Source organism: Roseateles noduli, assembly GCF_050626985.1.
Classification (GTDB): Bacteria; Pseudomonadota; Gammaproteobacteria; order Burkholderiales; family Burkholderiaceae_C; genus Roseateles; species Roseateles noduli_A.
This window is the reverse complement of sequence record NZ_CP192463.1, coordinates 5,731,125-5,757,956: the sequence shown is the minus strand read 5'-3', so window position 1 is coordinate 5,757,956 and position 26,832 is coordinate 5,731,125. Positions and strand designations below refer to the sequence as shown.

The window sequence follows — 26,832 nt, the reverse complement described above, 5'->3', positions numbered from 1 at the left end:
GGCAACAGTGGCCGCCGCGGTCCGCAGTTCGCTTCCAGCAAGCGGTCCCGGAAGGCAGAGCGCCGCTCCATCGTGAGCGTCGACGCAAAGTAGGGAGCCAACGTGTGAGAGGTGAGCCAGTACGCAGGGTCGCCGCGGCCCAGAGGCTCGCCGAATCTGACTGAGAAGGCGCCAAGTCCGGTCGGCAGCGTCCAGTCCACACTCGACCATCTCGCCTTCCCCAGGCCGAGTTCGGACGCTCCGCGTGCGGTGATTCCGTTGACTCGCTGCAGCCGGAGCGAGTAGCTCGGCAAAGCCTCCTGCGGTACGACGGGAAGGTGGTTCATCGCCGTCGCACCTTGTTCAATCGAGAGCGCCGGCTACGTCCGGCGCCGGCGTCGGGTCGTCGAACTTAGTCGTGGCCTTGACGACCCGGTCCATGTTGTTCTGCGCCTTCTTGTCCCGCTTGACCTGGTTCTTCTTGCCGTACTCGTAGGACGTCATCGGCTTCTTCGCTGCGGCCCTCGTACGCTTGGCTTGCGCCTCGTCTTTGTCTGCGAAACGGAGGCCATCGGCGGAGAGCCGCGCCTTATAAATCAGGTACTCCTCGGCGGTAAGCATCCCTTCGTCGTCAAGGTGTTCCTGAAGCCACTCAAGATGGGCAGCCTCCTCGGCCGGAGTCGGCTTGGGCCTGTCCGCCGTCCAATAGAAGTGTTCGTACGCATCTTGGTCGGCCAATGGCACCTCAAAACCTAGGTCGGCCTTGCGAAGGAGGGACAGCGCCAACTGCCATGAGGCCATCTCCTTCGCTGCGATGGCCTCTAGGAGGGATTTGTCGGCAATGACTCTCTCGTCCTTCGCGTGGCGCTTGAGAACTGCCTTCATGGTTATCCTCATGAAGCGTCGAACACCCATGGTGTGAGCCATGAACCAGTAGTTGAAGTCATCGGAGTAGACGACCGGCGTCTTGGACACAGCGAACTCTTTGAACATCTGCATCAGCACCTCGGTGTCCTTGTCGTCGAGGTTCATCAGCGGCATGTCAAATCGTCCGGCGCCGGCGAACTTGCTCATCTCCATGGCGTGGCGCTCGAAGAGAGCTCCGACAGCCACTGTTCCGACAACCACGACCGGAATACCGCCGTACTCCATAATCTCAAGGAGGCCGGCCATAATTGTTTCGGCCGCCGCCTTCGTCAGCCGGCCTAAGCACTGAAATTCATCGAGGATGAGGATTGGAGCGAACTGGCCGCAGAGGGCCAGCTTGACCGCGAGAAGAAGTTTGGCTGTGCTCGTGTTGTTGTTGAAGCCGCGCATCACGCCTCGGCCAGTCTGACGGTCAATCTCCGCAAGTATCTCGAGTAGCGTCCCCTTCCATGTCTCTTGGACCTTCACGACAACTGCAGTCAGCTGCATCCATCTGCAGGGCTTACCGTTCACAGACAGGTGGACATGGGGTTCATAGCCAAAGAGCTCTTTGACTCGCTCGATGAGCGATGACTTCCCTATCCCGCTACTTCCGATGAGAACAATCCCCAAGCCACCACCACCGCCGGTCCTGGTGGTTCGCTTGACAATCAACTCTTTCCCGTCAGCTGCGGCCAAAATCACCTTCATCACTTCAGGGTTCTTTGGGTGCCGTCCGCGCATACCCTCTCGAGCCAAAGCCACAATCTCAAGGACGACGTCGATGTCGAAGTCGCGCGGCACGTAGAACTTGTCCATCGTCTGCAGGTACCCAATGCGCAACCCACGAGAACGCTCGAAGAAGTCAGGCGCACGCTCTACCGGGAATACGGACAGGATTGATTCGACGTCGTCATCGTCCTCCAGCATCGGCAGCACCAAGGCCATCTCGTTGTCCGCCAGCTCCGGTTCCACCTCTTCCCGATATTGCCGCCAGACCCTGAACCCGTCGATGAGGTCGTACTGGCCCTTCTTGCGCAGGACCTTCTGCGTCGACGGGTAATCGTCGGCAGACGACTCCACGCCCGCTTCGGTTTTAGGGGTGTCGCTCATGATTGGACCCTCTGCACGCTCATCGACCCATGGTCCATGCGGCCCGTGGGCCCCGGGTGTGTCAAAACCCCGAAGCATCGGATGCACCTCGTCACCGGTAGCGGTTTGAGCCCCCCGCCGCGCACGGCCCCCGACGCGTCCGCGAAGAGGTCAATGCCTCGACTCGTTACGACAAGACTCTCGATAGCGTTCTTCACAACAGTCACGAGCACTCTCCTTAATGTCTTTGTCACTACCAAATGATTAGCAGGCGCAAAGTCAATTAACTCGAAGCGGGCGGATGATAGGCATGCACGAATGCGAGATGGCAAGCGCGCTCGGCACTTGATTCAACGTCGCGACTCATTCGCCAGAGGAAGACGCATTGAGTGACGCCCCCAACATCAGTGACACGATTGAGCGCGGAGTTTGAGGGGATTCTCGCGGGGTCATCCGGCAAAACTGAATCAGCTCTGGGAGTTCACATGCTTAGCCGCGACGCGAAGGTCTTGTATCCACAAGACTCACTGAAGCTTGGGGCAATCGAGCTACACCGACTGTTCATCCCGAACAGCGAGACAAGACTAGTTTCTTGTTGATTGGTTCAGTACTTCGCCGTACAGCCGTCGGCATCTCGATTGGGCCAAGACACGCAGACAGGTTGCGGCCATTCATCAAGGCCCTGCGACTTCGTCGCAGCGGGCTATGTGGGCTTCCGGCTACGCGTGCGCCTCCGGGCCAGCAGGCCGAGCTCCCTCCCAATCTCGTCGAGCACGTCGGGCCCCAACTTGGCTCGGCGGTAGGCGCTTGAGTAGCGCTGGCGCGCGTCACCTTCTCCGTACTTAAGGATGCACGTCGCAAGGCGCCTCCTGAACACTGCGCGCGTTTCCGTACATTCTTCGAGCGCCAACCTGGTTAACGGAAGCTCCGTCAGCGCTGCGGTCGTGATGTTCTGCGCCACCGGAACACCTCTCAATAACACCTGCTTGGTCATCTGCTTCGGTGCATCACCTTCATAGGCCAAGAGCTCAACATGCCGCTTCCTGATGTGTGCGGCCGTTCGGGTATCACGCGCGGCGAGGGCCTCAGACTGCTGTTCCTCGCTGCGCGGCTGGATGATGTGCCGGCGACTGGGAGAAACTTGCTCGAGCCAGTCAGCGTCGCGCGAGCGAGCCCGTGCCACTGTTCGATGCAGAACGCTGTTGAGTTCGCTACGGCTGGCGCCAGGGTTCCGCTCCAGATGCTCTTCAATTGCCGCCCGGTCTTCTTCGATGGAGTGCTTCCCGAACCCAGCCGTGTAGGACCGAGTGCCCGCACGTCCGGTGGCGGAGGTCTCCCTGGCCATCCGTAGGTCCTCATCGTCCGGCAGACTCCCACCGAAGATGTCGAACATCAGCAGGTTTCGGCCAACGACGCAGGGGGCCACCCCCCGCGCGAGTGTCTGGTGCATCCACTTTGGGCCGCGGTCTCCTCCCGCTGAGTTCAACCTGCTCAGAACCTGGTCGGAATAGGGAACGAGCGCATCCATCGCTAGGTCTCTGCTGCGAAGGTAGACGCCTGCGTCGTAGCCGAGCTCGCGAGCCTTCATTTGATAGTAGATGCCGACGCTGTTCGCATCCCACCCCTCCAGGGCACCTTCAAGAACGCTCTTCGCATTGACGGCCAACCGCGTGAGAACCTCACCATCCTCCTCCGACATCTGGTTTACCGTGAACTCGTGAGGCTGCCCGCACCAGCAACGCAACTGAGGAAGGCGCAGCCTGGTTGCGGTCGGCTGTGAGTAGTGGCACCCCCCACATCCAGAGACAAGCGGACAGCCGTGGGTCGCGCAGTAGCCCAGTCCTATGCACTGATGCTCGCGATGCCAGTACGAAAATCCCAGGCGTTCGACGTCCTCCTCAACGCATTGCGTGCACAGGCTCAGGCGGAACTTCGCCGTCAGCCCCCTTTGGCTCAATCCGAGGGATGAGTGCAATGCACGGGCGGTCCCGCCCTGGAGAGCAAAGTCAAGGACGGCTGGAACGTTCTCGACGGTGGCGAACGGAAGATGAAGCGGCAGCATCGTGTGCCCCGCCAGAATCTCGTAGCCGCTGCCGAACACGGGACTGAGCCACTCCGCCATCGCATCCAACCTCGTTAGAAGCACGCCGGAGCTGAGGAGGACGGGATGCCCAGGGACCAACCACGGCGCACCCTCTTGATGGATATCGATGCCCAGCAGGTAGCATCGTGCAAGGTATCCCAGAACGGTTTCCCCTGGCTGAACAGGCGGGGCCGAAGCCATGTTCAACTTTGCATTCGGCACCGTGCACGCCTCCTTGCTGAGCAAGTGATACCTGCGTCACCGATGGCCCAAACTGCGTCTCGCGTGTACATCACCGCGGAGCCCCTCCGACGACCGTCTTTCGCCGAGAAGGGGCCAGCTCTGAGGCGCCGACTCGCACCGAGGCAGCTCCCTCCGTGGCTCTGTCCTCGCCACCTCCGAACGATTTCACGTCGAGCGCCTCTTAGGGGGCCGGGACGTCTGCTGCGCAAGGCAGGAGCGCTTGTTCTCGGATGAGCGGCCAGTCTCTCGTCATCATCCTTGTAGGCCGGGTGGGCGGGCGGTGCGTGTTCTATCGAGATGCCGCGGCGAGTCAATGCTTGGTCGGCCCGACGGGTATTCGATAGCGCCCTATCTCTGACCACGACGTTCGGCTTGCCGGTGGGCTTGAGATTTTTATCCTTCATTGCCGACCTCCACCTCAGTAATTTTCACAAGACTCCAAGACCTTCTCATTCAGACAAGACTTTTCATTTCAAATCTCCAGTCATATTGAGAGTCAACACGATTCCGAGATTGAATTCCAACGGAGCGGATGATAGGAACCGGACTCGCGTTTCTCAACCAAGCCCAAGAACTTCCCGTTCGACTTCACCTCTCGTCACTAGAGACGCATTCGATTCATGAACCACACAGTTGGTACAAAGGCATCGACGCCGAGTGGATGGTTTATTGAGGCAATGGGGTCGTTCTCAGTGCAGTCGGCGACTGCTATCACTCGCGCCACATCGTTCCGCCTGGTTGGCCTGCATCTATAGAGTCTTGGATTTATTCGGCCCGGCACAGGCGGGTGAACTGCACAGCTACAGCAACTGTTCACGTTGGAGTTGGATTGCGACGACCTCTCTGGTGTCCTTCTGTCAGTTCCTTGATGTGGGAGGACGCTCAGATAAATCTTGGGGCTACACCCCTGACCATCGGAGGAGGGGGCTAGATACACCGCGGCCGATGGAAGCATGCGCAAGCGGGATGTGGGGCGCGACACCGGTGAACAGTACTGCGGAGCACAGGGGCGAGTGAACTTCGCCATGTCAGTACATCTTTGGTCCAATCACGGAGCCAAAGCCCAGAGTCTTGACTCCGGAAAGTCACGCTCGGCAGCGACTGTTCGCGGTCTTAGGGGTGACTTTGCCCAGAGTTCTCCATGGATGGAGTTCTTAAAAAACTCCTACCTAAGGCAAAGCTCTATGTACTACTACCAGCGCGCGCGCGGAGAAGGAAGGGGTGAGCTGGTCGCAGGGAGTGCGCCGTAACAGAAGTTCGCCCATGGCCGTCGGCTACCTACCCAGCAGCCAGGCCTTCACGCGTTGGATGAGCGACCGCTCCGGCGCTCTGGCTTGAGGTTGGTTCACCTGGCCGGCTGCTTCGACGGCCGCCTCAGCCTGCATGCGACGCACCAGTTCGTCCGGAACTGGACGGCCAAAGGCAGCATTCAGACGCGCCCGTTCCTGCGCTTCACGGATGAGCTTCTGCTGCGCGTCAGAAGGGACAAAGTCGGGCATGCGTACACCTTAGCCTTCACGTCGCGCCGCAGCAAGACCACCCGGCTTCGTCGCGTCTTCTGCGTTGGCGAGGCCCACCAAGGTAGGCACATGAACAGTTGCTGCATACAGGCGTTCCTGTGTGTACACACGTGGCTTGGCCCCACACAGAGCCGATGTGCACGACACTTATGCAGTCCGCAGCCGCTGCTCCTATCAGCATCGCTGGACGTCACACCGAGGGTTGAACATGAAGCCACTCAGCATCGACGAAGCAGCGCCGGCTCCAACGCCAGGGGCCGCGCCTCTTCCGCCCACGTGCTTCTTGAACGCCGACGGCGTCGTCCATCCGGTAGGCACGAGCTACTTCCATGGCGACCTCGCCGGCCCGGCTAGGCCACCGTTCTGCTGGGTCGCGGGCCTTGAGGACCTGGCGCGCCGCTGGGACCTGAGGTTCGTGCTTTGGACGTCCGCCACAGCCGCTCTTGGTTTCGAACGAGTCCGAGCGCTCGCCCCACCGTGGCTGCAGGCCCGCATCGATGGCGAGACCCCACCAAAGCTTCGGTTCATCAGCTTGTCGGAGGTACGCAAGTTGCGCAGCAGCTTCGCATCGCTGTCCTACCACCTGACCCTGCACCCCTCGAGCAACTGGGTTGCCGTATCGGACGACCTGGACGGATGGCCCGCGGAGACAGAGCTTCGGAAGCGGCTAGTGGTTTGTGATGGCAGCCAAGGCTTGTCCGACCCGGCCGTGGTCGAACGGATGGAGGCTGTTCTACGGATGGGACCCGGCTGATGCCCAGTCGACGCCACGAGAAACAGCAGGGCTCGGAGCACGCGCCTCTGCTGTTTCTCGACATCGATGACGTCCTGTGCGTCAGCCACCATCACGGGGGCCGGGAGGCCGCGCGGGCGCTCGGCGCCCGCCGGGAAGCAGGCGCCGAACCATTCCCGTGGGAAACGATGTTCGAGGAAGAAGCGCGGCTCACGTTGGACCTGCTGATGCAACGGGCGAGACCGCGCATCATCGTGACGTCCACGTGGCTTGGGCTGTTCAACCGGGCGGCCATGGCTGAGGTGTTTAGGCTCACCGGCCTGGCGAGCGTTGCCGATGCCATGCACGAGCAATGGGACGCTCCCCAGAACCGCTTTGAAACACGCCTGGCGGCCATCGAGCGTTGGCTCTCGACCAACCACTGCGGCGAATCGTTCGCCGTTCTCGATGACTTCGTGAGTGGAACCGGCCTCACCGGCTCGTCCTTGGAGCGAGAAGGTCGCGTAGTTCTGTGCGAAGTCGGCCGAGGTCTTCACCTCTGGCTCCTACCTGCCCTGGAGGCGGCCTTGAAGCTGCCTGTTAAGGGCAGAAACCTCGGGCTCTGAGCTGCCGGCATCCGGTGAAATCCATCGAACTCACTTTCGATGGACTTGGCGAATTCATCTCTCGTTGAACTTCCGAAGCGCTGAAAGGCGGCTGCTTCCTGCTTTAATGCGCACCACGGTGCACTCCTCCGCGCCGTCTAACCAATCGGAGTCCGAGATGCCCAAATCGCTGCAACAGGTCCTGAGCCAAATCGACAAGCTTCAGAAGGAAGCAAGCTCAATTCGCGCCAAGGAAGTTGCCGGTGTGATTGGCCGAATCAAGGAAGCTATTCAGCACTACAACCTGACGCCAGAAGACCTGTTCGGCTCAGCCACGAAGAAGCCTTCTGCAGCTCCAAAGGGCAAGCGCGGCGGCTTTGCCAAGTACCAATCTGCTGATGGCCAAACGTGGTCCGGTGTGGGCAAGCGCCCCCGCTGGTTTGTGGCCGCTATTGAATCTGGGAAGACGCCTGAGGACCTTCTAGTCTCGGGCGGCGCGAGCAAGTCCGCTGGCGAATCCAAGGCTACGCGTGCCGCGGCCACGAAGCGCAAACCCGCGGCCAAGGTGAAGCGTGTCGGCGTGCCGAAGTATCACAACGGGGAAGGCAAGACCTGGACTGGCAAGGGGGCACGTCCGGGATGGTTCGTTGCGGCCCTGGCCGCCGGAAGAGCTGCCGAGGACATGCCCATCAGCAAAACCTGAGCTTCGCTGAAACTGAAGCTTGGCTGCCGGGGTCCGTCAGTTGGCAAACCCTTGCGGACGCCTCCCGCCCGTCGCTCTCGCTCGCACCATACCTGCAAGCATCTCCAGCGCATCGGCGAGCTTGAGTCGGTAGTCGGGGGTGTCGTTCATCGGGTGGACTGCGAACGAGCAGCCTGAGCCTCGGAGGCTACTCACCACGATAACTGCGGCGGCCTCTGCGCCTGAGACGCGCATCAGGTCCTCGGCTTCCGCGTTGAACTTGTTCATCTGACTATCTTCAGTTGCACCAGTTGTCACTGTGAGCCTCGTACTTGGAAACCTCGACCTCGAGCAGCGATGCAACTCAGCAGGTCGTTGTGGGAGTGTCGGGGGCCGGGATAATCTTCACCAGGCGCGCGGACGGGAAAGCCTTCTTCACCGCATCGGTGGCACTCACCAGCGCTTGCTCAGCTGAGGCAGCCTCCCGCACAAACTGCAGTTCCAACTGCCCCTTGATGTCTGCGCCCAGCAGGGTGTCAGCGCAGCCTGCGCGCTCTAGCCGACATATGGCCAAGTCGAGAAGCGCGTCGTGCTCATCGAGTTCATACCGCAGACTGAACTCGAACTGCAGTGTTCGAGGCCCTGCCTGGCCTAGCCAGAATCGCTTCTGCGAAGCTTCGCCGAGCTCACTGAGCTCCGACCCACCATTCCCCAATCCGAAGGCCTCAGTGGCGGTCAACGGACGCTTGGCGGCGCCACCGGAGCTCTGACGCGGGCCTCCAAATGCCTCGTTCATCTCAGTGCTCCGTCCGCTCGGCCGCCAACTCGTCGTGGGAAGGAACCACGTCGTCCGTGGAGAGCAGCTGCTCAACTACGGGGTCCCGCTGAGCTAGTTGCAGCAAGGCCCGTTTCTCCGGGTCGGCATTGATGAGACGACGAGCATCCGCGATGGCCGCGCGGTGCTCCGGCCGCCGACGAGCCCAATCGGAGAGAAGCGCGCCATGCCTGGACGGGTAGACCGCCCAACATTGCACGATGCTCAGAGAGTCGTTCAGGTCCAGAAGCATGGCCGTTCCTTCCTAGGTGTCGGTCGAACTATACTGTATGCCCATACAGTATTTCAATGCCATGCTTGTCCGCGCCCTGCTCCTTCGCCACCGCGGCGCTCGGGTGGCTACTGAGCAGCTACGTTGTCGTGAGCCCATGACAGGGCGGCTGCAGCTGCGCATGAGCCACTATGAAGGGCGTGATGGCCGCGGCCGGCAAGTTTGCTTGCTCATGCCGCCAAACGTCAGCTCTTGCCAGCCTATCGTGGAGCTGTTTAGCGCTCGACTCTTGCGCATAGAGGACAGAGGAATTCTCATCGGCGGACTGGAGAAGTTTTGGGACCGCAAGCGCAAGACTGAGTACCCGCAGGTGCTATGGGCCTGCCCGATTCCACCTGAGGCGGAGGGGCGGCCTCGGATGGAATCCCGCAGCCCGGATGTTGTACGGCTGTTGGAAGCGATTGAAGCGATTTCCTAGCTGGAACGCAGAGAAGCTTGCGTGAACGTCCTCCTCGGCGTTGTGAGCCGAAGTCATTCATCTACGCGAGAATCAAGCGACTCACACTTGAAGGCAAGAAATGGCCAGCGTCTTCTTCTCGTACAGCCACAAGGATGAAGCCCTGCGGGACCAGCTTGAGACCCATCTGGCCCTGCTGAAGAACCAGGGGCTAATAGACGCCTGGCACGACCGCCGCATCCTTGCGGGAAGTGAGGTCGACGACTCCATCTTCGACAAGCTCAATTCAGCCGACGTCATTCTGCTTCTCGTGAGCGCAGACTTTCTGAGTTCCTCGTACTGCTACTCGCGAGAGATGCAGAGAGCGATGGAGCGCCACGCAGCGCGCGAGGCCCGGGTCATCCCGGTCATCTTGCGCCACTGCGACTGGCACGGCGCTCCCTTCGGCAAGCTCATGGCTGCTCCACAGGACGGCAAACCTATCACGTCCTGGCCCGACCGCGATGAAGCGATGGCCGACGTCGCAAAGCAGATTCGAAAGGCGGTCGAGGCAGCAGGCGCCAGCAGCTCAGCCTCCAGGCCTATCGCGACTCCGGCGGCCATCGAGCGTGCACCATCGTCGGGGCCTCTTGGCTCCCTGCCTCGCTCGAGCAATCTGCGCTTGAAGAAGGAGTTCAGCGAGCAAGACCAGGACGAGTTTCTCCGCTCGACCTTTGAGTTCGTCTGCAAGTTTTTTGACGGCTCGCTTCAGGCAGTTGGAGAGCGCAACCCAGATGTCACCGGGCGATTTGAGCGTATCGACTCACGCCACATGGCAGCGTTGCTTTACCGCGGTGGCAAGAAGATTGCTGAATGCTCCGTTCGCCTGGATGGCTTTGGCCGCGACAACGGCATCGCGTTCTCGCACGACGCTTCGTCTCGGCAAGGCTCTTTCAACGAGCTCCTGAACGCGCGAGCGGATGACCAGTCGCAGTTCCTGACGACGATGGGGATGTCGTTTGGTGGCGGTCGCGAGAAGCGGCTCTCAGAAGAGGGAGCGGCCGAGCTTCTCTGGGAACTCTTTATCAAGAACGCTCGATAAGCGCTATAGGCGGCCCGTTGAGAATCGACAGCGCGCAGCACCGACATTGTTTTGGGGCTCATCGCTGCAGTACCTGCACGATGAAGCTCTCGTAGTCGGCAAGGCTTTGAACGTTGCGATTCAAGCGAGCGCTCAAGTTCGGGTCTTCGGCCTTGCAGAAGGAGCTGCGGCCGAATCCGCTGTAGCCAATCTCCGATTCGGCCGCTTCGCTCAGCAGCTCACTCCATCGACGAAGGTCCGCAACGAAGGCAAACAACTCCGTACGGCTCAAGGCCCCCACCGTGAGCTGCCCATGGAAGAGCTTGTTGCGATGCCCCGAAGCTTCGTCCAATCGAGCCTTCAGAGAACTGAATTCAGCGCCAACGAGTTGCTCAAGTGGTCGCGGGTACAGAGTATCGAATCCGACCAGGAAGCCTTTGAAGTAGACCCTGCTGTTTTCGGCAAGCAGCTTGCGAAGTGCCGGCACGTCGTGCCGGCCAAAGCACGGGTACTGGAAGACCAAGTACGTCACTAGTCGGCGCGCCTGGCGTTCAACCTTGAGCAGAGACAGGGCGAAGGCATCGACGCCGGCAGTGGCTACGCCGGAATCAAGGACCGCATCTACGCTGCGAAACTCCTCAACATGGGCCGGGTGCATTCATGCCTCCCTAGGAGTCACTTCCTCAGGTTGCTGCGCACTTCTCGTTGGAACCCGCTTGGTCCTGGGACCGGATTGAACCCCGGCTGGGTGAGCCCGTTGGCATCGACTTGGGTGCTCTCGACCTCTACTCCATCGCTGATTCGGCGCGCATTAAAGCTATCGATGAACCGCAGGGTGGCCCAACGCTGGGACTCAACAAATCGGTCCGAACCGATGTCGTACATGGCGAAGCGGAACACCCGCACCTTGTCACCGTCTGTCGCGAGAACTGGCATAGCGTTGCTCCCAATGATTCACATGTTGGTTGTTGAAGCCCTCGGACCGCCTACAGACGGCTGACACGGTTGCTTCCTTCAGTCGGTCGCCGCTCCGTCCGCCACATCGCCGGCCGCGAAACTCTCGGGCAAGTACTGGGCGTACTTCCGATGAAGCAGGGCAACCCCCTGGTCCTTCGTGGCGGTGTAGTCAAGTTTGGTTCGGAACAGTTCAAGGCGAGCGCGAGACGCATTGAGTACTTCGGCCCATGTAGCTAGACCAACTCGGATGTTCCTCTCATGGTGGAAGAAGCCCACTGGCTTGCCCTCCTGTCGAATGGTGCGCTGCGCATCGGGAGTCATCTCGTTCGACACCGCAAGGAACGTCCAGTAGGTGTTCTCAGCATCGAAGCGTTCGTCGCCGGCCACCGCCATGGCATAGCCCAAGATTTGCCGCTGGACGTCCAAGTCGATTTTCTGAGATGGCCGCTTGAGCTCCACAACCAGAAACTCTCGACGCGTCTTCGCATACGCGGGGACCTCCCGCGCCAACATCAGGTCGATGATGCCTTCCGTACCATCATCTCTCAGCACTGCCTTCTGCTTGCCCTTCTTCTTCGCCAACTCTGGACGCAGCGTGGCAAGGTGCTTGCGAAGCACTGTGTTCAGGTTCTCGTCACTGCTGGTGAGCAGGTACTCTTCTCCAAAAATCCAAGTCTCGTTCTCAAGCATTCGATGCAACTGAGTCCGCTCACGCAGGTCACGCTTCGACTCAGCGCGGAACAGGAGTTCTTGGAGTCCGGCCAAGAACTGGAGTCGGTCCGCCACCAGCTTCCCAGCCTCGATGATTGAAGATAGCGTCGTGTACTGCAGCAGGTCTGCGAGTTCGTTCTGCTTCTCTTTTGGCAACCCTAGAACCTCAGAGAGGATGCGCTTCAACGCCTCGGGGTTCTCATCCAACGCAGTCTTCAACATCCGCAACGTGAACTGTCGGTCTTTGACCTGTCCCTCACGGAATGAATCCAAATACTGATGCACGCTGAGCGCGCAGATGTCGAACACCTCTCGGCGCGCTGCCTCAAGCGGGCCAGTCGCGTCTCCGGCGAACGGGTAGACCCCCTCGTCCTTCCACTGCTTTACCAGCTCCGATGCAGACTCGGCCTTTCGGCGCCGGAAGTGTCCGCGCAGCGCCGCCCGCGCGTCGTCCACTATGCGCCGCAGCCCGGGCTCCAGTCCGTCCATGGATAGGACATTTTCTTGATGCAGCTTCGCGACGTACTCGGACCGCAGATAGGCCGTGAAGTTGAACTCGCTGCCAGGACGAATGCCTGCCTCTACCTCATGAAGAACGAACCCATCAGCGTCGCACAAGCAGATTCGACGCTCCTTCTTGGAGAACGACCACTCCACGACATCGAGCTGCGCTAGGACTTTCACGCCCTCATCGGTCACGAAAGCAGGAAGCTGATGCGTTTCGTGGGCGAGTTGAACCATCTTGGGGTCGATGCGTTCTCCACGGAAGATGATGTCCGTTGCCGGGTAGGTACGCAGATACAGCGCGAACTCCTCTGCTAGCTGCCGGGCGGCCGAACCGTCGCGAGAGAGGACCCCCAACGGTTCTTGAATTCCGGAGATTCGAACATTGGTGCCGCGACCACGCCCAGACGGGGCCGGCGAAAGGGCGCCTATCTCGAACTCTTGTAGGCGGCTCCCATTGCCTCTGATGATGAAGTTCTGCGGCTGGTCTTCATCGTTGAGGAATACCGTGTCCCACTCGGCCTGATGTCCGAGGGCGAAGGCTTTGAACCGACCCTTTCCGTTGCGGCCGTGCATCTTCTTCTGCGACCGCTTTGTGACGCGCTGTTCCCTCTTCCATGAACCACCAAGATTTCCGAACGCGCGTTCCGCCTCGCCAAGGCTGATGCCATTCCCGTTGTCGGAAATCTCAATGACCGCCGGGTTTCCGATTTCGTTGTCCGTAATTCCAATCCTGATTCGGTCAGCATCGGCATCAAGTGCGTTCCACACCAGCTCGGCAAGCGAGCTAATTGGCTTGCCTCGCGCCAGCGACTCAAGATGGTCCGGTTGCGCTTCAACGTGGATAACCCGAGCGGTATGCTCGGTGGCAGCCTGTACGGTCATCGTTCCCCCCAAGAAATTCTCTCGTTCTACCCTGAGTATCCGGTGCTCCGCTACTCCTTTCAACAGTGCGTGAAGTTAGCTGCAGGTTGAGGTGCCAAGCTCTGCCCCGCAGACGCCTGCTTCAACGCCGCATGAGGCTCGATGCAAGCCCTCACGTTACTCAGTCGACTTCATGAGTTAAGCGCACACTTATCGCGGCGGGACTTCCGCTCAGCCTATAGGTCTCACCGCACCAAGTCTGGGGCCTGCGGGGTCATTCTCAACGAGTTAGGCGAGACCCGACCAGCGAGAGAAAAAGCTGCAAGATGTCCACTTTCGTTCGGCCGCTGCTGATGATGGACAGGAACGAGTCGAACGTCATCGAGACCACCTCGCCGCTGCGCGGATTCAGTAGCGCGAACTTGCGCCACTCCTCTCCGTTGTGCTCAATGGCAGCTGAAAAGCTAAGCAGCCAATAGATGGCGACTTGTCGGTAGTCAGCCGATGAGAAGCGTTTTACGGTGCACTTCACCTCAACGAGTGTGTCGCCCAGCGAAAAATCCCCGTAGCCGCTGGAAATCCACTCGAGGCCGGGAATCCGCGGGCGATGGACGATTGGCTGAGAGGTCGATGCGCTTAGTGACCTCATGGTCGCATTAAGGTTTCGCCCTACAGTCTCTGCGAGATTCTGGTCAACCGCTGTTAGCTGGTCGGGAAGTCTCGCGTCGAAGAAGGCTCGCTGTCTACGCAACGTCTCTGCGAAGCATGTTGGCCAGTCAATCTCGTCATAGCCTTCAAGCAGGCGCTCTCCCACCGTGTACCCCAGCTCAAAGAGCATCGCCCGCTGCAACTGTGAGCGCAGAAGATAGTCCGAGCGCAGTGGCTCGACCGGCAAAGTCCTTGCCGTCGCATTGAGGTGGGCAACGATTCCTGGCGTCAGCTGAGGGAACACCTCATCGAAGATTCCCGGAATCTCGCGAGCGACCGTACGTGGGTCAAACTGCATCGCCTGCCCCCTTCGCCCAATTTTGGAACACGTTGGCGAACCTTGGCTCTGCGCCGCGAGGATGCTTCGCCAGCTTCGACTTGTCCCGCTCCTCATCTAGGTCGACTTCAACCCCTAGCTGCCAGTACTGCGCCACCGCTCGCCTCGCTTGAAGGCGCGCCATGTTTCCTTCGTCCCCAAAGCGGTGCGAACTCAACCAGTACAGACGCTGACATTCTGGACTTAGCTGTTGCCACCGGTTCCTCAGATGATTGAACGCGACGGCATCGTTCCAACCGCGCCAGCAGTCCAGACACGCTCGCCGAACGGCGTCGACTTGAACCTTGTCGAAGAGCTCGCTCACAAAAGTGGCTCGCGCGGGGGTCTTCTTAAGCCGCAGGCAGCGCAGGTAATGCAGGAGGCTGGTCTCAGCCTTCAGGAGGTGCGCGGAGTGGTTGGGCAACGCGTCGAGCAGCCGGTCCACGGCGTCGTGGATGGCTGCAAACCGCTCATCCCCTCGCAGATTTGCGATGCCGCGCATGATGGTTGAGAACGACGAGCGGAAGGCATGAAGGTTTTGCTGCTTCAACAGCGTGGCGGCAATCTCAAGCGCCACAGCCGGCTCGTGAAGCCGGATTGTTCGCCCAATCTGGGTTACGAGGAAGGTATCCGGAAGGGCCTTCTCGAGCTCGCGATTGAGTAGTTTTCGCACCTCTAGCGTCTCGACCGTCTCTACGAGCGAGTCGTAGTCCTGTTCAGGACTATCCGAGTAGGGGTCAAACTTTAGGTCAATCTTTCGTAGCTTCGCGGCCTCTGCATCATCTCCGCCTAGCTGCGACGCCACATAGTCGCAGTAGTGCTTAGCCGAGAGGAGAACAGTCTTCGATTTGTTAAGACTCAGCCCGTAATCCATCAGGCACTGAGCGAGTACGCCGAGCTTCTGGTAGGCATCAGCCGTGTTGTCAGCAATCAAGACGTAGTCATCGACATAGCGGCAACCGTGGAAGCCCTTCGCTCGGAGCGCCATGTCGACTTGATGAAGGAATAGCTCCGCAAGAATTCGCGCACCCTGACCGCCGACGGGAAGACCGAACGAGCGTCCCGCGAAAAGCTTGCTCAGCAACGCGTTGACCTGCTTCGAGACGACCGGCCCGTCGCCATCCAGGCCGTTGATGATGTTCTCGATGTAGTGATGTGAAACGTGCTCGTAGAAGCTAGAGATGTCGGTCTGTACCACGACAGCGTGCTCGGGGAGCGGCGCAGCCTGCTTCGCAGTCTCCTCCTTGAAGGCGCGCCAGGTGAACGCGCTATCGAAAAGGTCCTTGTCACCACCGAGAAGAAATCGATACGAGCGCGCAGCGTTGGAACGTTCGGGCTCAAGCGTTTCCGCGATGGCGATAGCCAAGCCGTTTAGATAGATGTTCCAGAACAGGTGCATCTTGGTGATGACCCGAAAGCCGCTAGGCCCAGACGGTGCCAGAAGCCGTTCGCTGTATACGTGAAGCGCCGCGATGCGTTCGTGGTTCTCCTTCACCGACTTGCTGTCGCGAAGCTCCGAGTAAAACCCGTACGCGATTTGAGCGAGCGCCGCCCCTTCGTCCCTACAGAACCGGGTGTCGACGTCAAACGGCAGCGTGTCGTTGTCGCCGTGCTCTGCAATCTCGAGCGCGGAGCGCTCGAAGTGGCGCAGTTCTGGTTTCAGCAAAGTTACCCTCCTTGCGGCGCTGGCCCGTGCCTGCGGCCGGGCGTCACCGTTGTGATGTGTTGCTCTTCTTGCTACGGCCTAAGGGAGGCCACCGCCCCACCGTACCTAGCCAATTTACACCGCCGCCCCCGAGAACCTTGCCCTCCGTGCGCCCACCGCTCTGGACTTGCGCGGCGCTGCAGCCGAGACTGCGGGGAGCCTCACCTACCTGCAGAGATACCGGGAGATGGCAATGATGGAAATTCGGGTCGCGTGGCTTTTCGGCCTTCACGAGACCGACGGTGGGGAAGCAACGAGCGGCGGCAACTGGTTTCCGGACAACGAGTCGAACCGCCGCGAGCTGGAAATCATCGTAGAGGCTGGCAACGACGCGTGCGGGCCAGGCACGCATTGGCTCGAAGAGCGCCAAGCCTAAGCGAGCGCCCCAGGATGCCCCTCAACCGGACGGTGGAAGGCGTAAAGAGCCGCCTAAGAACCCCAATGATTGAAGATGCTCAGACGGTCCAGGCTCTCCTGCGACGGGACAGACCCGACTTTCTGCCACGGCCGCGGCAGAGCGACAGTTGGGGAATCGGGGAGGAGCGTCGGGGGCGCGTCGCCGCCGAAAGCCAGCCGCATGAAGAGAAGGAGCACCAGGTGCGCGATGGGTTGCTCTGCGCCTGAAATCACGCGGAGCTCTTCAAGCCGAAGGTGCTCTCTGAACGACCATGCCTCGCACACCCAAGTGCGGCGGTCTCGCTTCGCTGTGAACTTCGCCACCGCCTCCTCGCCGTAGCGCACCTCCACCTGGGCGTAATGGATGGGTCGCTCGCACGGCACTCCATCTTTGCTCTTCCCCCACAAGGCCTCGGCGCCACGTGCAGCCAAACAAATGATTGGCTCTTGGCTGATGCTGCGGAGCGATAGGCTCCCGCGCCCGACTCGCTGAAAGTCCGGGTTGAACTCAATGACCTCCCAGTCGAGCGTCCTCTCCACATGACTTCGAGTCGCACTCATCCTGTACTGAGGTCCCCACTTGAGCTCGCCATCCGCTGCGGCATAGGCACAGGCCACCACCAACTCGAGTTCGTCCTCATGCGGCTCGCTGTCCTGACCAACGTCGCGAAGCATCGATAGATGAGGCGTCATGTCCAATTCCAGTTGAGCAAGCGGGCGTAGGAGGTTGATGCGAAGGTTGCTCAGCCCCGCAGCCACGGGACCACGGCGAGGGGGTAGCCGAGCTCTCCGTCCTTCAAGTCGGGTTCGTCCGCCAAGGCTACGAAGTGCGAGCTAGGCGACTCGCACAGCTTGCAGTGGGTCCTGGCGTAGACCCACTCTTCGGACAAGCCATCCAGAGCGGGCGACGGAGCGGCTTCATGCACGGTGCCGCATACCGGGCAAGCGCACACCTTCATGACGCACCTCCGTCGACCTCGCCTTGGCGCAGCATGCGCTCGGCACGCAGGATGACGCCGAACTTCAGGACGACCAGGCAGTTGAAGCATTGCCCCTCCTCCACCACCTGGAAGCCATTCCAGACGGATGTCCGCCGATTGAACGCAAGAATCCGCCCGTCGCTCGCGCGGAGATGTACGTGGTCAGGGTCGCGCAGGACCTCGAACACCTCGGCCTCAATCCAAACGGCGCTCATGGTTGCCGTCGCCGTGACCGCTGGCGCTGGAGAGAGGGAACCTAGGCTTTCCTCAACTTCTCGCTCGGACAGCACACCATCGACAGCCAGTTCGTCGAGCACGGCAATCAGATTCCCCGACAGCGAACGCACATCGACCATCTCTGCCGCCGGAAAGACAGCACGTACGTCCCGAGCAACCTTCAACGTCGCGTCGAGCGACGAGCCGGCACTGGTCAGGCACTCGACAGCCAGGAAGAACGGACGACGCCAGTACATCTTCGCGTTGGTGAACTCCGGGCCGAGACGCTTGAGCAGGACGTCCCGCGGCAGGCACTCGTCGACCACGGCCCCGAGGCTGACGAAGAACTCCATCGGCTCTTCCAGCGACGAACCCTCGCCGAGCTCTGCGGACGCCGCAGCGAGGTTGGCTGGTTTCATGCCTCCGCCGCGGTCGGCGGGCACATCAGGCTTAGGTCGGGCGTGCTTGGTCATGCCCGTTTTTAACGCTGCCGACCTGCACGAGCAATCCCAACATCTGCATCGTATGGCGGTGTACGCGAGCTATAGCAGGTGTATCTGCTGCCAACTCGTGCATCTCCGCCCCTATGCCCACAGGGGTAGCTCAACCCATGAGCCACTGCCATCGCAAGCTCTTCCCATGGACACGGATGCACCGTGCCGCATCAAAGGAGTTCGCCATGACGCTAGAACCCATGCCCGTTGAGGGTGACGAGGTCGCATTGATTCAGCTGCAGCTCTGGGGAGCGTTTTTGCTCGCCATCCCATCACTTGGCGGCCCAACCGTCCATCTGTCGGGTTGGAACCCAGCGACCGGCCGTGCCCGCGTGTCTAGCCCGGTGAAGGAGGTGATGGTGCGAGAGCGCCGGGTCATCACCGCATCCGGTCGCATCTACCTGGTGACCGGCAAACCCGGTCGGGCCGCGTTCGGGCTACTAGCGCTTCAGGGGTGGGCACCAGCATTGAAGAGCGTCGTGGTTGCGAACGTGACCCGCCAGCTGTTCGAAGGGCCTCGCCTGGTGCTGGCGGCCAAGTTCGCTCCGGTCGAGACGGCATATCTCCACTGAGTGCAACCGCTGCGTTCGCCGCCAGGCCGAAGACGAGGTCTATCAGGTCTTCGCCTTCTCCGGGCCAGCCAACCGGCGCAGCTCGGACAGCTCATCGCGGGCGGCTAGCTGCATGTCTTGCCGTGTCCGCGCAGCCTCAATGTCATCAGACATCGATGCGTCCAGAGCGGCTGACCGTGTATCCAACGTCTCTACGGCATAGTCCAGCCAGCGTTCGTACCCTGCCGGGGGAGGAAGTCCTGCGACGACAGCACTTTCGGCGCCTCCCCGGTCGTGAGCAGTACCTGGGAAACCGTCACCACCAACTGCAGTTGCCGCTTTGCCAGATTCGTTTCCTGGACGCGCACGGGTGTCTTTATGTAGAACGGAATCCCCTTTTCGACAGTGGCCGCGCCGTCCTGTTACACATTCACACTTGAACAGCCTCCCAGCGCAAGTGCAGCGACAGTCAACGTGAGTTGGGTTTTCATCTGTCCTCTCCCAGGTAGAAGCCGGGTATGTTCAAGGGCGGCGCATCCAACGTCATCATCTCCCAGTACAAGGTCAACGAGGTCGCATCACGACCAATCAAGCGGAGACTCGAAGCCGCCCTCGGGAAAATCAGTACTCGTGCATGTCGGGATTTGGGACGATTTTTCGTTAGTCGTTTGAGGAGGAGATTCACGAATGGCTCTGCTTGCGAATCGGGGAGGACTGGTTCTTGACGAGAGCGACCTAAAGGCCCACCTAGCCAGGTTGCTCCAGCTAGAAAACGTTGCGGTGCTTCTTGGCGCAGGCGCCTCGGTGGCCGCAGGCGGAATGACAGTTCGAGACCTTTGGGGGGATTTCGTTCAGCGCCACCCAGACAGCGCGGAGCTTCTGCTCGAGCATGAGTTTGTGGAGGCCTCTCACATCGACGCCGCACGAGAAACGCGCCAGTTTCCGAACATTGAGCGGCTGGGCGACAGCCTCCAGATTGCTCTAATCGACGGGCGGAGACATGACCTGTGGCCAGCCGATACGAGGGGCCTCGAAAGGGCAATCAGCGACATCAAGCGTTCAGTGGTGCGCGCCTCGCTGCTACAAGCCGACTGGTGGCAAAACTCCGAGTCCACGCGATTAGCGGAACGGTTATCACAGCACCGCGAGCTATTGCAGAAGCTGACTTCCGCTCGGCAACCTGGTCAATCCGCTCCATGGGTCTTCACGACCAACTATGACTTAGCCATCGAATGGGCGGCGGAGTCCATCGACCTACAAGTCCTCAACGGATTCTTGGGTCTTCATCATCGGCGCTTCTCGCCGCAGAGCTTCGACCTTGGCTTACGGAACACGATGGCTCGTGGAGAGGCGCGCTTCGGGGTCTACAACGTCTACTTGGCCAAATTGCACGGCTCGCTGACATGGACTGAGCGGGCCGGCGAGGTTTATGAGCGTGCTGCCGCCGCAAGTTTCGCGGAGCTCGACTCGTTCCTTCAAGGTGGCCCTGCCCTGGCGCAGACCATGGTCTTTCCTCGAGCAGCTAAGTACATGGAGACCATCGGCTTCGTGCTCGGGGAGCTGCTTCGCCGCTTCTCCGAGTACCTGGTTCGTCCCCAGACCTCCCTCCTCATTTCTGGCTATGGGTTCGGGGACGAGCACCTGAATCGGATTCTGCTGAGTGCCCTTCAGAACCCAACGCTACAGATAGTCGTGTATCTCCCTGAATGGAATTCAGAAGCGCCCGGGGCGAATTCCAGAACGGTACAGACGCTCATGAGTCTTCGCTCGCCTCGGGTGACGCTTGTAGGCGGAATGCCGGAGGCATTCTTCAATTCATTCGTCAGTCACTTGCCAGACCCTATCGTCTACGACGAGCAAGCAGCTCGACTGCGAGACCTCCTTCGTTCATCAGCTGCCGGAGAAGCGCAATGAACTCGCGGGACCCAGTCGGCTATGTCGTGGAAATCGACGACGGCGAAGTGACACTCAACCTACTTGACCGCCACCGAGGGCAGCTAGCCTCTCACTCCCAAGGTGTCTCGCCTGTTACCGAGGTGGGTAGTCTGCTCGGCATTGATGCTGGCTCCAGGCTTCTCGTCATGCGCGTTAGAGGTATGAGCTTCGCCGAGCCTCGCGAGGTTCACCGACGCACACGAGGCGGTTCCGCGGACGACCAGGAGCCACTTCGGCACCTGAAGGGTTTCGTTGTCGGGTATCTGGCGCGCTCGGGCCAAGTTACTCACTTCTCAAACGACTCTCTCGCGACGCCCTCTCTAGGGGCCGAGGTCTTCCCGTTGACCAGCGACGAGCAAGGTGCCATTGCCGGAGACACCTCCGAGTTTGTAGTTCCCGTACAGCTAGGTCGCGACATTCGTGCGGACCGAATGGTCACCGTTGGACTCTCATCGCTTATCGCGAAGCATGTTGCAGTGCTCGGAGCTTCTGGCCACGGAAAGAGCTCCTTCAACGCAGCAGTTCTACAGCAACTTGTGGGCCTGCCAAACGCCCACGTTGTCATCTTCGATATGAACGGCGAGTACGCGCAGGCACTGGCCCCGCACGTTCCGGAAGGTCGGCTACGCAGCACCACGTTTGGTGGCCCAGATGGCTACCAGATTCCATACTTCGCCCTGGGACGCCAGGGCCTCCAGCGACTCCTGCTGCCAAGCGAGAAGACTCAGAAGCCCGCGTTGACCTTTGCAGTCGAAGTTCTGAATCGAGTCGTAGAGTTCCCTGGGCAGCAAGGCGTCGGTCTAGTCGGCGACCGGGCTCCGCGCCTTTTCGATGACTGCCGCGCGGGGAATGCCGCCGCCGCAGAACAAGCGATTGAGCAGCTGCGCAGCCGACAGGCCCCGATTTCCACCGTTTGGCCCGGCATGTCTGCGCTCGCATCCTTGGTTGCGGACTGCTACTCCATCAGCCCCAGCCGTGACGGCCCAAAGCGTGATGCGTTCTCCTATGGCAACGTTGCACCGCTGATATCGAGGATTCGCCGGCTAGTTGAGGACGAGCGGTTCCGCGAGGTCGTGAATGTAGAGAGCGCGAGGTCTACGCTGCCCGGCCCATTGGATTGGGCACGGGAGTCCCGTGCACTGGTCGAGGACATCTTCGGCACACGCCAGAGTCCGTGGACAGTCCATATCATCAACCTGCGGCTTGTAGCCCAAGACCTGATGCCACTCGTCCTTGGGTCGTTGTTGGAGCTCTACGCTTCGGAGCTCTTCCGGAGGGGACAGGGAGCAAGCCCGGAAACGCTCCTGGTGCTGGAAGAGGCTCACCACTATCTCCGCTCGGTCGGTACTGGCGACGATGCGAAAGAGAACGCTCTGGCGTACGAAAGGCTGGCCAAAGAGGGGAGAAAGTTCGGCCTGGCACTCTGGGTCAGCACGCAGCGCCCCTCGGAGGTATCGCCTACTGTCCTATCTCAGTGTGGCACGTGGGCGTGCTTTCGCCTGACTACCGAGCAGGACCTGAACGCCGTCGCCAACGCAACCGAATGGGCGGACCGGAGGGATGTTCGACGAATCGCCGGGCTGGCCAAGAGGCATGCCATTCTGTTCGGAAGCGGCATAACGATGCCAACGCTCCTGCACACGCGAACGGCCTCTCCGCCGCCAAGGTCCGAGGACCCTGTATTCGAAGAGTGGGCCCGTCTGGAAGGCTGAGTCAGCCCTTGTCAACTTCTGCAACCCGCAGGACCGCGTACATCTCCAAATGAGGCGTACTCTCCGAAGGGAGTAGTCGGTGGAGGCCAATTGCCATTTCCGAAAGAACAAGGCAGCTGGCCAGTAGCGCCATCCAGTTGCCGGGAGCCCAAGCCCGCCCCCGCCGCACCACCTCACTCGGCGCCGGGGCTTCCGCCTCGTGTCGAGCCTATTAGACAGAGCTTGGTTCTAGGCGACGCATCTTTGCTCCCGGCGATGTACTTTCTTCAGCTTCGCAGTGGCCATACGGCAGGTGACGCACGGCTACTACGCGTCTTTGCGCGAAGCGGCAAACAACGTCTGAACCCGACACGCCAACCCCCTCACTCTCGGGATGCAACCTGTAAGAATCCGGTGGCTAGATTCGCATTAACGCGATGTTCACTGCAGGCGTAGCTGCAACAATTGGCGGCATCTAGACCACAAGGTGAGTCGCGAATGGTGGACCCCGACCAGGCACTCATGCAACTTCAGTCGAGCTTGCAGAGCCTGCTTGACCCTGTTGAACTTTCGAGACATGTCTCGGTCGCCGCGGCATCCCCGGATGGAGAGGCGCCAACTACCACAGTGATGTACGTCAAGCTGAAGGAGGACGTCGCGAACGTCCTTAGCCTGGCGGAGTTCCTTTGGCACAAGGCACCCAATTACGCGCTCTCGCGCAAACGTCGCGAGGAGCTGCAAGCGCAGATATCGAGCGCGCCTAAGGGCGACTTGTCTGTGACTAGCATCGTGTCTTCTGCGGTGCGTGACTCCTTCCTCGACTTCCGGGAGAAATTCCCTGGGCGCGCAAGCGAGGTGGGCGAGTTGCTGGCCTATTGCGTCGCAGTCGAACAGCTTGGAGCGACGCAGTTGGCCGCAAAGATGGCCTTGAAGACGAATAGCAACATGCCGGTACACGGTCTCGACGGAATCCACGCAAAGGTCGAGAACGGCTGCCTCTACGTCTTCTTCCTCGAATCCAAACTGAGTGCAAGCGCGGGCAAAGGCGCTACCGAGTTCGCGGAGTCAGTCGCTGATTTTGTCGCCAGCGCGAAACAGTACGGGCGCGAGTACAACATCGTTCGAGACTTCGGCAACCTGGATGCTCTTCAAGGCGCAGAACGCGAGAACGCTCTGAGGTACTTCGATGTCCTTGCGCAGGAAACTGTCGTGGACTTGCGTGAACGCCACGTTGGCGTAGTCCTCTACAGCGATAGCAAGGTCTTCGGCTCAATGCCGGCGAAGTCCGACAGCCATCCAGCCGGCTTCTACGATGCGCACGCTGCCACCAGCTTTAAAGCGGTGCTCCCCGCTCATCAGAAGGCTGCGCACCATCAGTTGACGAAGCAGAAGGTCGACCCGAAGGGCTGCCGCGTCTATTACGTCGCGGTTCCCAGCACGGCCGAGGTCCGCAAGCTTTTCTATGAGTTTATGGGGTACACGCCACCAAAGCCAAAGGCTACCCCGAAGAAGAAAGGCCAGCCAACGCAACCACAAGCAGGCAAGAATGGAGCGTCGAAGTGAGCACCTTCGCAACTGAGCTGTCCGGTCGATTTTTAGCAAGCGACAAGTACTGGACCCTCCTCGAGACGTTGCAAGCTGCCGGCGTCAACGAGACGCTGGGGCAACGAATTCTTGTTGAGGCACCGACTGAGGAAGAGCTCGCCAAGCTCTTGTATTGCGCCGAGGTCTTCGTGCAGACGACGGATGAAGACAAGCTACGACATGCCCAAGAAATTGCCATCCAAACGCTTCTAGTCACAGAAGGCGCAGCCGAGCGTGAGCGCGCGATGAGGCTGCTGACTGAGCTTGGAAATTTCCCCAGCTTGCGCTACGCAGAGCTTCGCTACACGGGCGCAGCTGAATCCTTGTTCGGCATGGTGAACCGGAGAGTCTCCGAACGGCTGAACACAGTGAAAGTTGGCGATGAGTCTCTTCCGCTTACCGACTACCAGCGCAGCGTCTGGGCGGCTCTCCCAAAGACTGCTCGGGCGGCGGTCACCGCGCCCACCTCGGCCGGAAAATCGTTCTTAGTCCTTGAGCACCTTTGCCGAAAGGCAGAGAGCTCACACACTTTCACCGCTGTGTATGTCACGCCAACGCGTGCACTCCTCGCAGAGGTGCTGCAGAAGGTTCAGGTTCGACTTAAGGGACACACGAGCATTCGAGTTTCCGCGGTTCCGGCGCTCAGCGCGTTTGCTCCAGCGAGGCAGATTTTCGTACTGACGCAGGAGCGCCTGAATGTACTGCTTGCTGCTGACGATGTCCGATTCAAGCTAGACATGCTTGTGGTGGATGAAGCGCAGAACTTGGCCGAGGACGCGCGCGGCATGATTCTGCAGGACTGCCTTGAGCGCATTGCTTCGCGCCATCCAAGCGCGCAAGTCATCCTGCTCGCACCAGGGGCCACGGGCATGCCGGATGTTGCACGCACTTTTGGCATCTCCGACCTGGTGCCGCTCGCCACTCAACTTTCGCCGGTCCTTCAGAATCGGATTGTCCTGACGAAGAACGGCGGACGCGGAAAAACCCATGAGCTGAGCATCTCGCTGATGGGACGCGAGGGTGCTCGACGCCACCTGGGCTCAATTCGCACGAGACTGTCTTTGGCGAGAAAGACTCACCGACTGGCTACAGTGGCGCTAGAGCTGTCCGGCGACGGTAAATCTCTCCTCTACGAGACCGGGGCCCGAGAGGCAGAGAAGACTGCGGCGCTATTAGTCGGAATGCTCGAGGCTCGAAATGTCCGACCCAGGTCAGCGTCTCTCGGGGAGCTTGCCAAGTTCATCCGAGAGCACATCCATCCTGAGTATCAGCTCGCAGGCATGGTTCAGTGCGGCGTCGCGTATCACTACGGGAAGATGCCCAACCTCCTCCGGGAGGCGTTAGAGCAGTCGTTTAAGCAAGACGAAGGCGGCCTACAGTTCCTGGTCTGCACGACCACTCTCGCGCAGGGCGTCAACCTGCCAGCGCGCAACGTATTCATAGACACGCCCAAACGTGGGCAAGGGAAGCCGCTTCCCCCCGCCCTTCTCTGGAATTTTGCCGGCCGCGCAGGCCGACTCAATCACGACATCGTTGGGAACATCTTTCTGCTGAACTACGAAGAGTGGGACAGCAAGCCCATGGATAAGTTCGTGCCGTTCGATGTGAAGCCCGCAATCACCGAAACACTCCGGCACGAACGTCTGAGAATCGTAGAGGCATTGCGCGATGGTGCACTCCCGCCTCAGACACCAGGGAACGAAGATGTGGCCCGAGTCCGAGCCTGTGCAGGGCTGCTCATGTCACATGTGGCGCGTAGGGATGTCTACTCGTTCCTTGGAAGGGTCATGGACCGCCCGAACCCTGGCGAGCTGAATGAGCTGGCTCACGCCGCAGAACTTGCCTATGGCCAGCTCGGGCTACCTGACTACATCGTCGCGCAGAACTGGACGGTGGACCCATTTGGTCTTCGTCGCCTGTATGAGTTCATTCTCGCCAAGATTGAGCAAGAGGAAATCGACGAACTCATTCCCATGAACCCGCACGTCGAGCCTTCCGGCCACTACAAACGTTTGTTTGGCTTCCTCGTCGAGCGAGTGCATGGCAAGTCCAGAAACTTTGGAGCCCTTGCCGGGGGATTGGCGGTTCAATGGATGAAAGGTCACCCCTATCCAGTCATGTTGAAAGGTTGGCTCCGTGGTCGGCGCATGAGGGAGAGCGCTGAGCGAAGAGCCGCAGGCTTCGCCGGTACAACCCCACCGAAAGAACGAACGCTGGACGCGCACATTCTCGATGCGTTCCGGCTCATTGAGGACGTGGTTCGTTTCGAGTTCGTGCAACTCGCTAAGGCTTACCGCGACCTGTTGCTGCATGCGCTGCGCGAGACCGGAAACGACCATCGCATTCCGGACGTAGAGGACTTTGCCCTCTATCTGGAGCTTGGAGTTTCGACAGTGGTCGGAACGGCCTATGTGGAGCTAGGCCTGTCTCGAATCGCGGCATCTGTGCTTGGGGGCTTGGACGGTGGCGCCGATGTGCGCACAGCTGAAGACGCTCGGCGCTTCCTCTCCAAGCTCGACCTCAGCTCAGTCAAGGTCAGCCCAATCATTAAGGACGAGCTAACTAGGTTGGGACTGACTCCAGCGCAGCCCTCCGGAGAGGAAATGGCCTGACGGTCGGAAGCATGACGCGCTGTCGTTCCACGCACCTTGTGCCGTAGGCCAACGACAGCAAGTGAAATTTCGCTTGGCCGAGATTTCCGCATCCAGATGCTTCCTTTGGGTCAACGGCTACAAGGACGGACGCTTGGACACATCAACATCAAGCATTCTGAGTAGCACCCGGAACTTCAATCGTAGTGGGCGGTTTGCCGTCGGAGAATCCGCGCCTACGTTC

Annotated in this window: 23 protein-coding genes; 10 read left to right on the top strand and 13 right to left on the bottom strand. The window is 60.1% G+C overall.

The genetic code is table 11. From position 1 onward, the window contains the following. Positions 1-342 precede the first annotated feature (342 nt). The 3 genes from ACQ4L4_RS25170 to ACQ4L4_RS25160 form a co-directional block, all read right to left on the bottom strand. Complete coding sequence (locus ACQ4L4_RS25170) at positions 343-1,998, bottom strand: AAA family ATPase (protein ID WP_431101523.1); 1,656 nt, start codon at positions 1,996-1,998, stop codon at positions 343-345. A gap of 682 nt (positions 1,999-2,680) precedes the next feature. Next, complete coding sequence (locus ACQ4L4_RS25165) at positions 2,681-4,306, bottom strand: TniQ family protein (protein ID WP_431101522.1); 1,626 nt, start codon at positions 4,304-4,306, stop codon at positions 2,681-2,683. 1,271 nt (positions 4,307-5,577) lie between these two features. Further along, a complete protein-coding gene (locus tag ACQ4L4_RS25160; RefSeq protein ID WP_431101521.1) occupies positions 5,578-5,802 on the bottom strand; it encodes a hypothetical protein in 225 nt (74 codons plus the stop codon). A 229-nt stretch (positions 5,803-6,031) separates the two neighbouring features. Between ACQ4L4_RS25160 and ACQ4L4_RS25155 the strand changes: the two genes are divergently transcribed. The 3 genes from ACQ4L4_RS25155 (at position 6,032) to ACQ4L4_RS25145 (ending at position 7,843) form a co-directional block, all read left to right on the top strand. Further along, positions 6,032-6,577 (top strand): HAD domain-containing protein, encoded by a 546-nt coding sequence (locus ACQ4L4_RS25155; protein ID WP_431101520.1) that lies wholly within the window; start codon positions 6,032-6,034, stop codon positions 6,575-6,577. Next, positions 6,577-7,161: an HAD domain-containing protein gene (locus ACQ4L4_RS25150; RefSeq protein ID WP_431101519.1), complete on the top strand. Its 585-nt coding sequence runs from the start codon at positions 6,577-6,579 to the stop codon at positions 7,159-7,161. Before ACQ4L4_RS25155 ends, ACQ4L4_RS25150 begins: the two co-directional genes overlap by 1 nt. 157 nt (positions 7,162-7,318) lie before the next feature. Beyond that, positions 7,319-7,843 carry an H-NS family nucleoid-associated regulatory protein gene (locus ACQ4L4_RS25145; protein ID WP_431101518.1) on the top strand — a complete coding sequence of 175 codons (525 nt, stop codon included), beginning with the start codon at positions 7,319-7,321 and terminating at the stop codon, positions 7,841-7,843. Positions 7,844-7,879: 36 nt separating this feature from the next. On the opposite strand, the gene ACQ4L4_RS25140 is transcribed toward ACQ4L4_RS25145, so the two are convergent. The 3 genes from ACQ4L4_RS25140 to ACQ4L4_RS25130 form a co-directional block, all read right to left on the bottom strand. Continuing rightward, the gene (locus tag ACQ4L4_RS25140; protein WP_431101517.1) at positions 7,880-8,110 is read right to left on the bottom strand and encodes a hypothetical protein; all 231 of its coding nucleotides are present in this window, start codon (positions 8,108-8,110) and stop codon (positions 7,880-7,882) included. A gap of 76 nt (positions 8,111-8,186) precedes the next feature. Then, on the bottom strand, positions 8,187-8,618 hold the full coding sequence (locus tag ACQ4L4_RS25135; protein WP_431101516.1) for a hypothetical protein: 432 nt from the start codon (positions 8,616-8,618) through the stop codon (positions 8,187-8,189). Position 8,619: 1 nt separating this feature from the next. Next, positions 8,620-8,889 (bottom strand): hypothetical protein, encoded by a 270-nt coding sequence (locus ACQ4L4_RS25130; protein ID WP_431101515.1) that lies wholly within the window; start codon positions 8,887-8,889, stop codon positions 8,620-8,622. Positions 8,890-9,446: 557 nt separating this feature from the next. On the opposite strand from ACQ4L4_RS25130, the gene ACQ4L4_RS25125 reads away from it, so the two are divergent. Next, complete coding sequence (locus tag ACQ4L4_RS25125; RefSeq protein WP_431101514.1) at positions 9,447-10,406, top strand: toll/interleukin-1 receptor domain-containing protein; 960 nt, start codon at positions 9,447-9,449, stop codon at positions 10,404-10,406. Between the two features lie 58 nt (positions 10,407-10,464). Here ACQ4L4_RS25125 and ACQ4L4_RS25120 read toward each other — a convergent pair whose 3' ends face one another. From ACQ4L4_RS25120 to ACQ4L4_RS25100, 5 genes are all read right to left on the bottom strand, one after another. Further along, a complete protein-coding gene (locus ACQ4L4_RS25120; protein WP_431101513.1) occupies positions 10,465-11,043 on the bottom strand; it encodes a hypothetical protein in 579 nt (192 codons plus the stop codon). A gap of 17 nt (positions 11,044-11,060) precedes the next feature. Then, positions 11,061-11,321: a hypothetical protein gene (locus ACQ4L4_RS25115; protein WP_431101512.1), complete on the bottom strand. Its 261-nt coding sequence runs from the start codon at positions 11,319-11,321 to the stop codon at positions 11,061-11,063. A 78-nt stretch (positions 11,322-11,399) separates the two neighbouring features. Beyond that, complete coding sequence (locus ACQ4L4_RS25110; protein WP_431101511.1) at positions 11,400-13,442, bottom strand: ATP-binding protein; 2,043 nt, start codon at positions 13,440-13,442, stop codon at positions 11,400-11,402. Positions 13,443-13,701: 259 nt separating this feature from the next. Then, a complete protein-coding gene (locus ACQ4L4_RS25105) occupies positions 13,702-14,427 on the bottom strand; it encodes a hypothetical protein (protein WP_431101510.1) in 726 nt (241 codons plus the stop codon). After that, on the bottom strand, positions 14,417-16,111 hold the full coding sequence (locus ACQ4L4_RS25100) for an RNA-directed DNA polymerase (protein ID WP_431101509.1): 1,695 nt from the start codon (positions 16,109-16,111) through the stop codon (positions 14,417-14,419). Before ACQ4L4_RS25100 ends, ACQ4L4_RS25105 begins: the two co-directional genes overlap by 11 nt. 226 nt (positions 16,112-16,337) lie before the next feature. Here ACQ4L4_RS25100 and ACQ4L4_RS25095 point away from each other — a divergent pair, with 226 nt between their 5' ends. Then, the gene (locus ACQ4L4_RS25095; protein WP_431101508.1) at positions 16,338-16,526 is read left to right on the top strand and encodes a hypothetical protein; all 189 of its coding nucleotides are present in this window, start codon (positions 16,338-16,340) and stop codon (positions 16,524-16,526) included. Between the two features lie 53 nt (positions 16,527-16,579). On the opposite strand, the gene ACQ4L4_RS25090 is transcribed toward ACQ4L4_RS25095, so the two are convergent. Together ACQ4L4_RS25090 and ACQ4L4_RS25085 are read right to left on the bottom strand one after the other, a co-directional pair. Further along, positions 16,580-17,239, bottom strand: coding sequence for a hypothetical protein (locus tag ACQ4L4_RS25090; protein ID WP_431101507.1), 660 nt, complete (start codon positions 17,237-17,239; stop codon positions 16,580-16,582). A 262-nt stretch (positions 17,240-17,501) separates the two neighbouring features. Next, a complete protein-coding gene (locus ACQ4L4_RS25085; RefSeq protein WP_431101506.1) occupies positions 17,502-18,215 on the bottom strand; it encodes a hypothetical protein in 714 nt (237 codons plus the stop codon). A 206-nt stretch (positions 18,216-18,421) separates the two neighbouring features. On the opposite strand from ACQ4L4_RS25085, the gene ACQ4L4_RS25080 reads away from it, so the two are divergent. The 5 genes from ACQ4L4_RS25080 to ACQ4L4_RS25060 all read left to right on the top strand — a co-directional run bounded on the left by ACQ4L4_RS25080 (position 18,422) and on the right by ACQ4L4_RS25060 (position 26,609). Then, complete coding sequence (locus tag ACQ4L4_RS25080) at positions 18,422-18,808, top strand: hypothetical protein (protein WP_431101505.1); 387 nt, start codon at positions 18,422-18,424, stop codon at positions 18,806-18,808. Positions 18,809-19,474: 666 nt separating this feature from the next. Continuing rightward, the gene (locus ACQ4L4_RS25075; RefSeq protein ID WP_431101504.1) at positions 19,475-20,701 is read left to right on the top strand and encodes an SIR2 family anti-phage-associated protein; all 1,227 of its coding nucleotides are present in this window, start codon (positions 19,475-19,477) and stop codon (positions 20,699-20,701) included. Continuing rightward, the gene (herA, locus tag ACQ4L4_RS25070; RefSeq protein ID WP_431101503.1) at positions 20,698-22,434 is read left to right on the top strand and encodes an anti-phage-associated helicase HerA; all 1,737 of its coding nucleotides are present in this window, start codon (positions 20,698-20,700) and stop codon (positions 22,432-22,434) included. Before ACQ4L4_RS25075 ends, herA begins: the two co-directional genes overlap by 4 nt. A gap of 477 nt (positions 22,435-22,911) precedes the next feature. Continuing rightward, positions 22,912-23,976 carry a HamA C-terminal domain-containing protein gene (locus ACQ4L4_RS25065; RefSeq protein WP_431101502.1) on the top strand — a complete coding sequence of 355 codons (1,065 nt, stop codon included), beginning with the start codon at positions 22,912-22,914 and terminating at the stop codon, positions 23,974-23,976. Next, positions 23,973-26,609 carry a DEAD/DEAH box helicase gene (locus ACQ4L4_RS25060; RefSeq protein WP_431101501.1) on the top strand — a complete coding sequence of 879 codons (2,637 nt, stop codon included), beginning with the start codon at positions 23,973-23,975 and terminating at the stop codon, positions 26,607-26,609. The genes ACQ4L4_RS25065 and ACQ4L4_RS25060 overlap by 4 nt, the downstream gene beginning before the upstream one ends. Positions 26,610-26,832 lie beyond the last annotated feature (223 nt).